The sequence below is a fragment of the Duganella sp. 3397 genome (genome assembly GCF_031456625.1).
Classification (GTDB): domain Bacteria; phylum Pseudomonadota; class Gammaproteobacteria; order Burkholderiales; family Burkholderiaceae_D; genus Rugamonas; species Rugamonas phyllosphaerae.
Window position 1 is genome coordinate 281969 of sequence record NZ_JAVDVB010000005.1, and the last position, 13142, is coordinate 295110.

A 13142-nucleotide genomic window follows, 5' to 3' on the forward strand; every position below is an offset into this window, starting at 1 on the left:
GCGCGGTATCACGCCGGTATGGTCGGCATCGTCGGCATCACCGGTACTGCCGCCGTATCGATACGCCACCACGACGGCATCAGCGCCTGGATCTCGGGGCGGCCGAAGCGGTCGTCGATCAGGAATACGGTGCCCTGGTCGGATTGGGTGCGGATCACGCGGCCCGCTGCCTGCACCACTTTCTGCATGCCGGGATAGGTGTAAGTGTAATCGTAGCCGGCGCCGAAGATGGCGTCCATGCGCAGGCGGATCTGTTCGTTGACGGGATTGATTTGCGGCAGGCCCAGTGTGGCGACAAAGGCGCCGATCAGGCGCGCGCCGGGCAAGTCCACGCCTTCGCCGAACGAGCCGCCGAGCACCGCAAAACCGATGCCGCGGCTCTCGAGCGTGAAGCGCGCCAGGAACTGGGCGCGCTCGGCCTCGTCCATGCGGCGCGACTGGCGCCAGGTGGGCACGTCGGGGTGCAGTTCTGCAAACTTGTCCGCAGCCTTGGTCATGTAGTCGAAACTGCTGAAGAAGGCCAGGTAGTTACCCGGCTGGCGCAGGTACTGCTCGCCGATGAGCGCGGCGATCGGCTGCAGCGACCGCTGGCGGTGCTGGTAGCGGGTGGAAATATGCGACGCCACCTGCACCGACAACTGCTCGGCCACGAACGGCGACTCGACGTCCACCCAGGCGGTGGATTCGGGCATGCCCAGCATGTCGCCGAAATAATTCCAGGGGCTGAGCGTGGCCGAGAACAGCGCCGTGGTATGGGTGCTGTCGAAGCGCGGTTTTAAAAACGGCGCCGGCACGATATTGCGGATGCACACCAGCGAATCGGCGTGGCTGGCGCGCGCGCCCTCGGTCTTTTCGATGTCGAACAGCGCATGGTCGCCGAACGACTCGCCCAGTCGGCCGAACAGCAGCGCGCCGAAATAGAATTCCTGCAGTTCGGGATCGTGGTGGGTGGGATGCTCGGCCATGTAGTCGGAAATGGCAGCCGCCGTGGTTTGCAGCGCGATCATGAATTTTTCGGGCAGGGTGGCGTACGACTTGTAATCGACGTCCTGCTCTTTTTCGAGCTGGTTCCACAGCTTGTGCACGCGGTCGAGCGGTTTTTTCAGTTCCGGCGGCGCGGTCTTGCGCAGCAGGCGCAAGCTGGCGTGTTCCAGTTCGGCCGAGTACATCTTGCGCGCGCGCGAGACCATGTTGTGGGCCTCGTCCACCAGCACGCTGACCTTCCAGTCGTTGAGCACCGTCAGGCTGTGCAGCATCGCGCTCAGGTCGAAATAATAGTTGTAGTCGCCGATCACCACGTCGCACCAGCGCGCCAGCTCGGTGCCCAGGTAGTACGGACAGACGTCGTGCGCCAGCGCGACTGCGCGCAGGGTTTCGCGGTCGAGCGACAAAAACGCCGAGCCGTCGGCCGGCGGCCTGGTGATATCGAGCGCCGACTGGCGCGCGGCCGGCAGGCGGTCGTAAAATCCCTTGGCCAGCGGGCACGAATCGCCGTGGCAGGCCTTGTCCGGGTTGATGCAGGCGGTGGATTTCGACGCCAGTTCCAGCGTGCGCAGCGGCAGTAGCGGGGCGCCGTGGCGGATCACGTCCACCGCGTCGAGCGCCATTTGCCGGCCCGAGGTTTTGGCGGCCAGGAAGAACACCTTGTCCACGCCGTGCGCGCACGCGCCTTTCAACATCGGGAACAGGCTGCCCACGGTCTTGCCGATGCCGGTGGGCGCCTGCGCCAGCAGGCACACGCGCCGGTTGCTGGCCTTGTACATGGCTTCGGCCAGCTGGCGCTGGCCGGGGCGGAACTCTGGATGCGGGAACTGCATCGCCTTCAATTGCTCGTCGCGCGCGGCGCGGTGCGCCAACTCCTGCCGGGCCCAGTCGAGGAACCGGCCGCACTGCTGCTGGAAGTATTCCTGCAAGTCGAGCGCGCTGACCTCTTCCTGCAGGCGGGTTTCCTTCTGGCTGGCGATGTCGAAATACACGAGGGCGAGCTTGATGGTGTCGAGCCCGCGATTGCTGCAAAACAGGTAGCCGTAGATTTTCACTTGCGCCCAGTGCAGCTGGCGCTGGTTGGCGGCCATCCTGGTCAGGTCGCCGCGATAGGTCTTGACCTCTTCCAGGCGGTTGGTGCGCGGGTCGTAGCCGTCGGCGCGACCGCGCACGTGCAAGGGGCCGAAGTCGCCCGACAGCGCAATCTCGGTCTCGTAGCCATCGGCGCGGCGCGAGGCGACTACCGCGTGGCCGGCCATGCCTTCCTGCGCCGTGGGCGAGGGCGTGAAGCGCAGGTCGAGGTCGCCCTCCTTGGCGGTGAACTCGCACAGCGCGCGCACGGCGATGGTGTAGGTGCCGGCAGTTTCCACGTCAGGCCGCCCACTGCAAATAGCACACGGCCACCGGCATTTCGTGCGTGGCGCAGTAATCGATCCAGCGCAGCTGGTTGTCCTGCAGGCGGTCGCCCGGCCCTTTCACTTCGATCATGGTGTAGCGCCGCTCGGCGGGCCAGAACTGGATCAGGTCGGGAAAGCCGGTGCGGTTGGCCTTGATGTCTTGCAGAATGCGCTCGAAAGCGCGGCGCAGGTGCACCGGCGGGATGCACTCGAGCGCCAGGTCCAGCAAATCGTCGCTGAGCGCCTGCCAGTGCAGGAACGGCGACTGGATGCCGCGCTTGGCGCCGTGGTTGGCGCGGATGGTGGCGCGGTAGTCGCCGCTGTCGAGCTGGGCGAAGCAGGCGGCAAACTGGGCGGCGCGGCGGCGCTGGAAGTCGGCGCTGTGCAAGTCGGCCGGAGCGCGGTGGTACGGGTGGAAAAAAGCGCCCGGCACCGGGCAGAACACGGCTTCCCAGCACAGCAGCCCGAACAGCGAATTGATCAGCGAATTTTCCACGTAGTACACCGGTGCGTCTTCGCGCGCCAGGTGGTCGCGCACGACGAATTCCACGTAATGGTGCTCGGTGGGCAGCGGCAGGCTGAGGTCGATGCGCAGCGGCCTGGCCGGTGGCACCGGCGGCGGCTTGGCGTGACCGAGCTTGCGGGCCAGCCGTGGCGCCATGCGCAGCAGTTGCTGGCGTTCGGCTTCGGTTTCGGGCGCAGCCATGGCCTGCTGCAGCAGGTCGAAGGCGGCGCGCGGCTGCTCGTCTTTTTCCAGCACGCGGATGGCGCGGGCGCGCGCGCCAGGATACGGACACGCTGCGTACACGGCGTGCGCGGCCGGCCAGTCGCGCAGCTTTTCCAGGTGCTGGCCGATGGCAAAGGTGAGCTTGTGACGGCGGCTGAGCAGCCATTCGTTATCGTCCGCGCAGGCGGGCAGGTCGGCGATGATGGCGGCCGGGTCTTCACCAAGCTCGAAGCGTTCGCGGCAGCGGTGCAGGGCCAGGAAGTCGTCGATGTCGCGGCGCGTGCGAAAGCCGCGCGCTGCCGGTGGAAAGTCCACTTTCTCGTACTGGAAAATGCCGAGGTCCGACAGCACGAACTCGGTCCAGTCCTGGTGAAAATTGCCGAAGAAAATCAGGCGCAGGCGGTCGCACAGGTCTTGCACCAGGTTGCGGTAGGCGTGGTCGCCGGAATCGTTCCACCACTGCGAATACGGTTGCGGCGTTGCAAACTGTTCGCGCAGCGCCGCCAGCTGGTCGGCCTTGCGCAGGTGGCGCACGTTGGCGCCGAGCTGGAATATCTTGCCGATCTCGGGCTTTTGCAGCAGCTCGAACAATTGGTCGAGGTCGAGCTGGGGATCGTGTTCGATCAGGCCCAGCGCGGCCAGGGGCAGGGCGGCCGCGTGGGTGTCGCCGATTTCGGCGTAGATCAGTTTACTAGCGCGAAAGACCGTACCCTTGCGCATGACCATGCGCACCAAGAGCGCGCGCGAACACTGCGGCAGGGTGGGAAAGTGGTACAGGAAATCGCGTTCGTCGGCCGTGAGCAGGTCGTCGTAGCGTTCGCCTATCCACGTCAGTACCCGGTGAAAATTCTCCAGGTAGTAGAAAGGATTGTCGAGCGGATTGGCGAAAACATTGTTCATTGCGGGCACGGCAGGGAAAGGCGATGGCTGTATTTATGTACAGTGTATCGCTTTCCGAGGTGGATGCCCAGAGAAATTCTTGCGGCAGGTCCTGGTCAACCAGGATCCGCGACGTCCTCTCCGTCATTCCCGCGAAAGCGGGAATCCATGGAACATTTGCTTCGTCTCAGCATCGAAGACAGGAAACACGGGTCACAGGTGCTATGGATCCCCGCGTCCGCGAGGATGACGGAGCCGCAGGCTGCTATTTAGGTTCCGCAGCCTTGGCCGCTTCGGCCGCCTTCTGCTCGACCAGCGCATTGGCCTTGGCAATCTGCTCTTCCACCGACTGCACCGCCTGCTTGGTGGCCTTGGTCACCTGCTCGTAGCCGCTGAAGGCATTGTCGATCGCCGATTTGACGATCTGCACGGCGTTTTCCGAACCGGGACGGACGTTCTTGGTGACGTCGTAGATCAGCGCGCTGAGGTTGGTCTTGGCTTCGGCCATGTGGGCGTCGGCGGCGCGCGTAAACTCTTCGCGGATGTCGGCGATGATGGCGCCCAGTTGCTGGTTGTAGGCGGTGGCACCTGCCACACCTGGCTGCACCTTGGCGGCGGCCAGGCTCATCGCTGCCTTGGGATCGGCAGCCTGGCTCATTTCCTTGCCGGCGGCCAGGCCGTCGGCCATATGCGACTTGGCGGTGGCCATATTCAGGGCGACGACTTGCTCCACGCCTTGCACCGCGCGCGCGGTCAGGGTGTTGAAGGTTTCCAGTTGAAATTCAAACAGGGCTTTGGTGGCGTTGGCAAACTGCTCGGGATTGGTGAACATACGGTCTCCTCATGTGAATGATGGGCTGATGCTCCGGGGTGGTCCCCATGTTGTTATTTATTTGATGACGATGGCCAGTTTTTCGCAGCGGCTGTCGCGGAACGGACCACGGAACTTTTTCCAGCCCGGCCCCAGTTGCGTGGGCGAGCAAGTGAGCACCTTGGCATCGACGATGCTTTGCCATTGCCAGTAGTGCGCCGGTCCAGCCTGAAGTTGCCCACTGAACATAGTAAACGACAATAATGTTATGACACGAAGAAAGTGTTTAGACATGGCGCAAGAGTACAGCAAATCGCTGCGCCCTCAAAGTGGTGCGCTTTTTGGCAGACGCAGGGTGAACCGCGTGCCCAGGCCCACCTTGCTGGCCACGTCGATATGGCCGCCCAGCACGCCGGTGACGATGTTGTGGGTGACGTACAGGCCCAGCCCCGAACCACCGGCGCCCATGCGGGTGGTGAAGAACGGATCGTAGATGCGCGGCAGGTTGCCGCCGGCGATGCCGATGCCGTCGTCGATGACGTCGATCACAACCTCCTCACCGCTGTCGTGGGCGGCCACGCGCAGGGTGCCGGTCCTGCCGTCTTTGCCGCTGCCGAATCCGTGCACCACGGCGTTGTCGATCAGCTGCCGCAGCGCCTGCAGCAGCGGGGCGGGGTAGCTGTCGAGCTCGAGTGATTGGTCGAGCTCCTGTTCCAGGGTGACGCCTTGCCGGCGCAGGTCGGCTTCCAGCGCGTGCAATAGCTCGCCCACCTGTTCGCCCAGCCGGAAACGGCTGCGCTGCGACTGCGCACCATCGACCGCGATGCGGCGGAAGCTGGCTACCAGCGCCGCCGCCCGGTTCAGGTTGCGCAGCACCACCTGGTCGGCGCTGGCGGCCTGGTCGAGATAGGTTTCCAGCACCGAACGGCGCAGTCCGCCTTCCAGCTCGCGCCGCAATTCGGCCGTGCGTTCGCTCATGGTGCTGGCCATCACCAGGCTGTTGCCGATCGGCGTATTCAGTTCGTGCGCCACGCCAGCCACCAGCGCGCCCAGCGCCGCCAGCTTGTCTCGGCGCACCAGCTCGTCCTGGGTCAGGCTGAGGTTTTCCAGCGCCGCCGTCAGTTCCTCGTTGACTTGCTCGGCCTGGTCTTTAGATCGCAGTAGCTCCAAGGTGCGCGCCGCAACCAGCTCTTCCAGGTGCTCGCGGTGGCGCAGCAATTCTTCCTCGCGCCGGGTACGCGTGATGGCAATGCCGGCCAGGTGCGCGGCGGCGCCGATCAGGTCCAGTTCCTCGGCATCGGGCGCGCGCACGGTGCGGTAGTACATGGCGAACGAGCCGATCACGGTGCTGCTGTCCTGCATGATGGGGATCGACCAGCAGGCGCGCAGGCCGTAGCGTGAGGCCACGGCGCGGTAGGGCGCCCACAGCGGGTCATTGTCGATATCGGCCACGATCACGGTGGCGCGGCGGTGCATGGCCGTGCCGCACGAGCCGGCTGCGGGGCCGATGGGCAGGCCGACCAGCGCGTCGAGATAGGCGCTTGGCATGCTGGGGCCGCTTGCCGCCGCCACCGTGCGCCCGTCCGGCCCCAGCAGCATCACGGTGCAGAGCACGTCCGGCGACTGCGACTCGATCAGCTGCATCTGCCGTTCCAGCGTCTCGCCCTGCGGGGCCGAGCGGGCGATCATTTCCAGCAGCTTGTTCTTGCCGTTGCGTAGCGCTGCCGCGCGGTTGCGCGCAGTCACATCGACCACCCGCACGTGCATCAGCCGGTGCTCGCCGGAATTGAGCGGCACCATGCGCAGCTCGCAATCGATCAGGCGGCCGGTGCTGTGGCGCATGGTCAGCGCCACCATTTGCGTGGCGCCTGCCATCACGGCGTCCACCTGTTCGGCGAACACCTCGGTCGACGCACGGCCATCGGGCTGCAGCGGCGGGCACAGAGACGGCAGGCGGGTCTGCACCAGTTCCGCTTCGGTCAGGCCGAAATGCTGGCGCGCGCGGCGGTTGACGTCGAGCAGCAAGTTGCTGCCGCGCTGCATCAACAAGATGGTGTCGGGCGAGCCCGCCAGCATGGTGTGGTAATTGACTTCCAGCGTGGCCATGGTGGGCAGCGCGCGCGTGGCCGGCGCCGGCAGCATCACGTTCAGGCGCACCAGGATTTTGTCGGCCAGGTGGTCGGACTCCATCGACAGCGGCAGGTAGTCGGTGGCGCCGATGTGGAACGCGCGCGCGTGCTCTTCGGCATTAGGCGCGGTAGAGAGCAGGTACAGCGGCACGCCTGGTCCGCACAGCTGGCGCACCATCTGGCACAGCTCCAGGCTGGCGCTGCCTGCCAGCGCCACATCGACGATGGCCAGCGCCACGTCGCCGCTCCGCGCGGCCGCCAGTGCCTCATCGCCGCGGCTGACGGCATGCACCCGGTAGCCATGGCGCGCCAGCGTCTGCGCCAGGCTGGCGTGGTCGTACGCCGAGCTGGTGGCAAGCAGTATCGTGTGCGGCGTGCCGAGGGAAGAGGGGGGCGTCGGCATCAGGTTCTCACGCCGCCTCGGTGGCGGCCGCCCGCTGGGCTGCTTCGATCCGGGGGTAATTGGTCTCGATCCAGTTCACCAGTATTTCCAGCCGCGTGGCCGCCTCGCGGCCCAGCTTGGTCAAGCTATATTCGACGTGCGGCGGCACCGCCTGCTGCGCCACGCGTAACACCAGGCCGTCGTCGGCCAGGGCGTCGAGCGTCTGCGCCAGCATCTTCTCGCTCACGCCGCCGATCGCCCGCCGTAACTCGCTGAAGCGGTGGGTGCGCTCGAGCAGCACGATCAATACCAGCGTGCCCCAGCGGCTGGTGATATGGCCGAGCACGGCGCGTGACGGGCACTCGGCCACCAGCACGCGCGCTTGCAAATGTGTTTGCAACTGGCTTTCGCGCAGGGCCGCGCGCAGCGATTTTTGGTCGGTCATGGTCTGTCCAAAGCAAGAGGTGTACTTACCAAATTGTACGTACTTACAAAAAGTAAGTACAGCGTTTAGTATGAGGCCATGTCGCGTCCCTTAAGACAAACCTAACCGTGCGGCTTTACGCTGGCACATACTGTAACCAAGAAAAAAAGGAAACAACATGATCGTCATTACTGGTGCTACCGGCCAACTGGGCCGCCTCGTGATTACCCACCTGCTGAAAACCACGCCGTCCGGGCAGATCGTGGCCGTTGTGCGCGATCCGGCCAAGGCTGCCGACCTGCAGGCACTGGGCGTGCACGTGCGCCAGGCCGACTACAACGATCCGGCGTCACTCGATACCGCCTTTGCGGGCGCCGACAAGGTCTTGCTGATTTCGTCCAATGACATCGGCAACCGCGTTGCCCAGCACCAGAATGTGATCGACGCCGCCGTGCGCGCCAGCGCCGCGCTGCTGGCCTATACCAGCGTGCTGCACGCCGACACCAGCCTGCTGGGCCTGGCTGGCGAACACCGCGAAACGGAAGAGGCGATCCGCGCCTCGGGCCTGACCTACACCTTGCTGCGCAACGGCTGGTACCTGGAAAATTACACGGCCGGTCTCAAGGGCGCCCTCGAACACGGCGCGCTGAGCGGCGCTGCCTCGGACGGCAAGGTCGCGGCCGCAGCACGCGACGACTACGCGCAAGCTGCCGCCGTGGTGCTGGCCAGCGGCCAGCCTGTGGCGCAGGTCTATGAGCTGGCGGGGGATACCGCATTCACGCTGAGTGAACTGGCCGCAGAGACGGGCAAGCAGGCCGGCCGCGACCTGCCGTACCACAACCTGGGCCAGCACGAGTACCGCGAACTGCTGGTGACCGTCGGCCTGCCGCCGATCATTGCCGACATGCTGGCCAACTCGGACTTCGCCGCCTCCAAGGGTGCGCTGTTCGACGACAGCGGCACCCTGGGCAAACTGATCGGTCGTCCGACGCAGTCGCTGGCCGATGCGGTAAAAGCGGCGCTGTAATGAAAAAAGCCGCAAACCTTTAAAGGAATGCGGCTTTTTTGCGGAATTTTGTGGTGCCCACGGAGGGACTCGAACCCCCACACCTTGCGGCACATGGACCTGAACCATGCGCGTCTACCAATTCCGCCACGTGGGCACTGGTGCTGCTATTTACTGCTTTGCTTCTCTCTATCGCCTGTTCTGCAACAGAGGACCGAATCTTAAAGTAGCCTCGCCACTGCGTCAAGGGCATGGGCATGCTTTTGTGAAATTACTTTTGTTAAACTAATTATTGGCTCGTTCTGGAATGAAAAAAGCCGCAGACTCGATGAAAAGTCTGCGGCTTTTTTGCGGAATTTTGTGGTGCCCACGGAGGGACTCGAACCCCCACACCTTGCGGCACATGGACCTGAACCATGCGCGTCTACCAATTCCGCCACGTGGGCACTGTTACTGCTTTGCTGCTCTCTGCTGCGTGTTCTGCATCAGAGGCCAGAACTATACGGGACACTGCGCGCGCCGTCAAGTATGCGCCCGAAGTTTTTGTGAACGTGGGAAGATGCTGGCTTCACTGTCACCATGGATCATGATGAAGCTTTTATATTCCCGCGCGCCGCGCGTGTTGCTGGGCGCGCTGCTGCTGCAGCTCGCCGTCGTTGTTAACCACGCTGCCGCCGCCGAGCAGTGTGCCGCCGCAGTGGTGGCGTCAGTCAAGGCCACGGTGGAGGTCGGCGAAGCCGGTCAGCCCGATGGTCAGGATGGCGTCAGGATCGGCGACCTGGTGTCTGCCACCTGCAAGGTGTGGCCGCACGACCGCAAGGTGCTGCTGGCGGCCATGGTCTTTGAAACTGAAGTCGAGGACGGCAAGCACCTGGTGGTGGCCACCGTGGATGCCGCCACCAACCGCGTGCTGGCCAGGTACGGCAACAGCGTGGGCGAGGATGCCGCCACCGCCTTCGGCCCCAACAGCATCGTCATCGACAGCGCGCCTTACCAGTTGGCGCCAGCGGTGCGCGCGTTCGGCATCCGCTTTACCAGCAGCGCGCGCGGCGCCAGTTGCCCTGACGGAATCTGGAGAGATGAGCTGACCCTGTTCGTCCCGCGCGGTCAGTTCTTGTTGCCGGTGTTGCAGGGGGTGGCGATGTCGCGATCCGAGGCGCGGGAAGGGTGCTTCGGCGGTTCGTCGCCTACGCTGATCTATGACGAAGCCAAGCTGGCGATCGCCATCGACAAGGCGGTCAGCCATGGCTACGCGGATTTGCTGGTGAATGCGCGCATCGTGCGCAGCGAGCCGGGCAAGGATATCGTCGGCAAGGCGAGCACCGAGCGCGCGGTGCTGCGCTTCGATGGGCAGCAGTACCGGCCGATTAAACAAAAGCCCTGGTGGCTGTTGCTGCACTCGTTGGAAGAGTAAGCGGTGCGGCAATGAAAAAAGCCGCAGACCCGGTTAAAAGTCTGCGGCTTCTTTGCGGAATTTTGTGGTGCCCACGGAGGGACTCGAACCCCCACACCTTGCGGCACATGGACCTGAACCATGCGCGTCTACCAATTCCGCCACGTGGGCACTGGTGCTGCTAATACTAAAAAGGGTGGTCTCGTGCCAGATGAACTTGCGTTCCATACTGCACATCAACCCGGTCTAGCATTTCCTGCTATCTTACGTTTTTCAACGTTGTCGCTGCAAGAGGGCTAGATTATAGAGTAATCTTGCGTGATGTCAAACATCATTTTTGCGTCATGTCAGAAAAAACCGCCAAACTGCTTGCGAATTAGGCTATCCAGGCGTTTCCAAGTACACTACGGCTGTCGTCGCGGCATATATATGCACCGCGACGACTTTGCCAGGCCGGAAACACCGAGAACACTGTCAATCACAACACCATAGAAATAACTTTTGAGCCAAATTACACACACCATTCCAAGCCGTGAGGAAATTCTCGGCATCTTCCGCAGCGCCCAACGGTCGCTTGACCTGCTCGCGGTAGCGAAGTCGCTCGACGTTTCGACCGACGCCCAGGCCGTGCTCTCGCGCCGCCTGAATGCCATGCAGCGCGACGGCCAGATCGTCGTCGACGAGGCCGGCAATTTCACCCTCGCTGAAGATACCGGCTTCATCGCCGGCAAGGTCAGCAGCCACCGCGACGGTTTCGGCTTCGTGATCCCGGATGAGCCGGGCGAAGACCTGTTCCTGCCAGAAAAAGAAATGCAGAAAGTGCTGCATGGCGACCGCGTGATGGCCAAGGTGATCGGTGTCGATCGTCGTGGCCGCAAGGAGGGCACGATTGTCGAAGTCGTCAGCCGCGCCAATACCCACATCATCGGCCGCCTGCTCAATGAAAACGGCGTCTGGGTGGTCGCACCCGAAGACCAGCGCATCGGCCAGGACGTCCTGGTCGAAGGTTCGGTCGGCAAAGCCAAGGCCGGACAGGTCGTCAGTGTTGAGCTGACCGAGCAGCCGATGCGCTTCAAGCAGCCGGTGGGCAAGATCGTTGAAATCCTCGGTTCGCTCGACGACCCGGGCATGGAGATCGAAATCGCCGTGCGCAAGTTCAACGTGCCGCACGTGTTTTCGCCAGCCGCGCTCAAGCAGGCCAACAAGCTGCCCGACCACGTGCGCGAAGGCGACCTGGGCGAGCGCGTCGATTTGCGCGATGTGCCGCTGGTGACCATCGACGGCGAAGACGCGCGCGACTTCGACGATGCGGTCTATTGCGAACCGGTAAAAATCGGCCGCAGCAACGGCTTCCGCCTGATCGTCGCTATTGCCGACGTCAGCCACTACGTCAAACCGAACGACGCCCTCGATACCGACGCGCTCGAACGCAGCACGTCGGTGTACTTCCCGCGCCGCGTGATCCCGATGTTGCCGGAAAAACTGTCCAACGGCCTGTGCTCGCTGAACCCGGCCGTCGATCGCCTGACGCTGGTGTGCGACGCCGTTGTCACCGCCAAGGGCGAGATCAAGGCCTACCAGTTCTACCCGGCCGTGATCCATTCGGCCGCGCGCCTGACCTACACCGAAGTGGCCGACATCCTCGGCGACAAGAAGGGGCCGCAAGCGAAGCGCCGTCCGGGCCTGGTGCCGCACCTGGAAAACCTGTACGACGTGTTCCAGGCCTTGTTGAAAGCGCGCAGCGAACGCGGCGCGATCGACTTCGAGACCACCGAAACCTATATCGTCAGCAATCCATCGACCGGCAAGATCGAAAAGATCATCCCGCGCACCCGCAACGATGCGCACCGCCTGATCGAGGAATGCATGTTGACCGCCAACGTCTGCGCGGCCGATCTCTTGATCCGCAACAAGCACCCGGGCACGTACCGTATCCACGCCAGCCCGACCGCTGAAAAGCTCAAGCAGGTGCGTACCTTCCTCAAGCAGGTGAACCTGACCCTGGAAGGCGGCGACAAGCCGTCCGCCGGCGACTACGCGTCGCTGATGCGCCAGATCAAGGAGCGCCCGGACGCATCGCTGCTGCAAACCATGCTGCTGCGCTCGATGCAGCAGGCGGTGTACAGCCCCGACAATATCGGCCACTTCGGCCTGGCGTACGAGGCGTATGCCCACTTTACCAGCCCGATCCGCCGCTATCCGGACTTGCTGACGCACCGCGCCATCAAGGCGATTTTGGCCGGTAAAAAATACGAGCCGAAGATCCCTGAGTCGAGCGTACTGAACACCAACGTCTCTAACGCCACGCGCAAGCAGCAGGCCAAGGACAAGGCCGAAGGCAAAGAGAAAAAAGCCGCCGACCTGACGATCTGGGATGCGCTCGGCGTGCACTGCTCGGCCAACGAGCGCCGTGCCGACGAAGCGTCGCGCGATGTCGAAGCCTGGCTCAAGTGCTACTTCATGCAGGATAAACTGGGCGAAGAATTCACCGGCATCATCACCGGCGTGGCCACGTTCGGCATCTTCGTCCAGCTCGACCAGTTGTTCGTCGAAGGCATGGTGCACGTGACCGACCTCGGTTCCGACTACTTCCAGTACGACGACGCCCGCCATGAGCTCAAGGGCGAGCGCACCGGCAAGCGCTTCCAGCTGACCGACCGCGTGACCGTGCAAGTGGTGCGGGTGGACCTGGAAATGCGCAAGATCGACCTGCGCCTGTCCGGTCCCGACGCGCCGCCGCCGAAGCCTGAAGGCAGCGGCAACAATGGCAATAATGGCGGCAAGGATCGCAACAAGACCAACATCAAGCCGGGTCCGACCACGTCGCAGCGCCACGAGGTGAAAGCCACGGCAGCGGACAATAATGGTGGCAACAACGGTGGCAACAACGGTGGTAGCAAACCCAAGTCCCGTTCCCGTGGTGGCCGCAGCAAGAACAATGCCGCGGCGCCTGCCCCGGCAGCACCCCAGGCAGCAAAACCTGCCGCAAAAAGTAAGAAGAAGCGATAAG

Annotated in this window: 9 protein-coding genes and 3 tRNA genes; 3 read left to right on the forward strand and 9 right to left on the reverse strand. The window is 63.6% G+C overall.

The window, feature by feature from the left end; genetic code table 11:
• Positions 1-8: 8 nt before the first annotated feature.
• The 6 genes from J2X54_RS17755 to J2X54_RS17780 all read right to left on the reverse strand — a co-directional run bounded on the left by J2X54_RS17755 (position 9) and on the right by J2X54_RS17780 (position 7754).
• The gene (locus J2X54_RS17755; protein ID WP_310182349.1) at positions 9-2354 is read right to left on the reverse strand and encodes an ATP-dependent DNA helicase; all 2346 of its coding nucleotides are present in this window, start codon (positions 2352-2354) and stop codon (positions 9-11) included.
• A 1-nt stretch (position 2355) separates the two neighbouring features.
• Positions 2356-4008 carry a VRR-NUC domain-containing protein gene (locus J2X54_RS17760; RefSeq protein WP_310182350.1) on the reverse strand — a complete coding sequence of 551 codons (1653 nt, stop codon included), beginning with the start codon at positions 4006-4008 and terminating at the stop codon, positions 2356-2358.
• Positions 4009-4252: 244 nt separating this feature from the next.
• A complete protein-coding gene (locus J2X54_RS17765; RefSeq protein WP_310182351.1) occupies positions 4253-4819 on the reverse strand; it encodes a phasin family protein in 567 nt (188 codons plus the stop codon).
• Positions 4820-4876: 57 nt separating this feature from the next.
• Entirely contained in the window at positions 4877-5047 is a 171-nt protein-coding gene (locus J2X54_RS17770; RefSeq protein ID WP_310182352.1) for a hypothetical protein, read from the reverse strand.
• A gap of 75 nt (positions 5048-5122) precedes the next feature.
• Positions 5123-7330, reverse strand: coding sequence for an ATP-binding protein (locus J2X54_RS17775; protein WP_310182354.1), 2208 nt, complete (start codon positions 7328-7330; stop codon positions 5123-5125).
• Between the two features lie 7 nt (positions 7331-7337).
• Positions 7338-7754: a helix-turn-helix domain-containing protein gene (locus J2X54_RS17780; protein ID WP_310182355.1), complete on the reverse strand. Its 417-nt coding sequence runs from the start codon at positions 7752-7754 to the stop codon at positions 7338-7340.
• Between the two features lie 157 nt (positions 7755-7911).
• On the opposite strand from J2X54_RS17780, the gene J2X54_RS17785 reads away from it, so the two are divergent.
• Positions 7912-8760: an SDR family oxidoreductase gene (locus J2X54_RS17785; RefSeq protein WP_310182356.1), complete on the forward strand. Its 849-nt coding sequence runs from the start codon at positions 7912-7914 to the stop codon at positions 8758-8760.
• Positions 8761-8811: 51 nt separating this feature from the next.
• Here J2X54_RS17785 and J2X54_RS17790 read toward each other — a convergent pair.
• Together J2X54_RS17790 and J2X54_RS17795 are read right to left on the reverse strand one after the other, a co-directional pair.
• Positions 8812-8896: transfer RNA gene (locus J2X54_RS17790), tRNA-Leu, on the reverse strand.
• A 204-nt stretch (positions 8897-9100) separates the two neighbouring features.
• Positions 9101-9185, reverse strand: a tRNA-Leu gene (locus J2X54_RS17795).
• A gap of 140 nt (positions 9186-9325) precedes the next feature.
• Between J2X54_RS17795 and J2X54_RS17800 the strand changes: the two genes are divergently transcribed.
• Positions 9326-10153: a hypothetical protein gene (locus J2X54_RS17800; protein ID WP_310182358.1), complete on the forward strand. Its 828-nt coding sequence runs from the start codon at positions 9326-9328 to the stop codon at positions 10151-10153.
• Between the two features lie 65 nt (positions 10154-10218).
• On the opposite strand, the gene J2X54_RS17805 is transcribed toward J2X54_RS17800, so the two are convergent.
• A tRNA-Leu gene (locus tag J2X54_RS17805) sits at positions 10219-10303 on the reverse strand.
• A gap of 330 nt (positions 10304-10633) precedes the next feature.
• Between J2X54_RS17805 and rnr the strand changes: the two genes are divergently transcribed.
• The gene (gene rnr, locus J2X54_RS17810) at positions 10634-13141 is read left to right on the forward strand and encodes a ribonuclease R (RefSeq protein WP_310182360.1); all 2508 of its coding nucleotides are present in this window, start codon (positions 10634-10636) and stop codon (positions 13139-13141) included.
• Position 13142 lies beyond the last annotated feature (1 nt).

Bases quoted from the DNA above. Each gene is read 5' to 3' on its own strand.
- J2X54_RS17785 (WP_310182356.1), top strand. From the start codon at position 7,912: ATGATCGTCATTACTGGTGCTACCGGCCAACTGGGCCGCCTCGTGATT.
- J2X54_RS17760 (WP_310182350.1), bottom strand. From the start codon at position 4,008: ATGAACAATGTTTTCGCCAATCCGCTCGACAATCCTTTCTACTACCTG.
- J2X54_RS17770 (WP_310182352.1), bottom strand. From the start codon at position 5,047: ATGTTCAGTGGGCAACTTCAGGCTGGACCGGCGCACTACTGGCAATGG.
- J2X54_RS17765 (WP_310182351.1), bottom strand. From the start codon at position 4,819: ATGTTCACCAATCCCGAGCAGTTTGCCAACGCCACCAAAGCCCTGTTT.
- J2X54_RS17780 (WP_310182355.1), bottom strand. From the start codon at position 7,754: ATGACCGACCAAAAATCGCTGCGCGCGGCCCTGCGCGAAAGCCAGTTG.
- J2X54_RS17775 (WP_310182354.1), bottom strand. From the start codon at position 7,330: ATGCCGACGCCCCCCTCTTCCCTCGGCACGCCGCACACGATACTGCTT.
- J2X54_RS17800 (WP_310182358.1), top strand. From the start codon at position 9,326: ATGATGAAGCTTTTATATTCCCGCGCGCCGCGCGTGTTGCTGGGCGCG.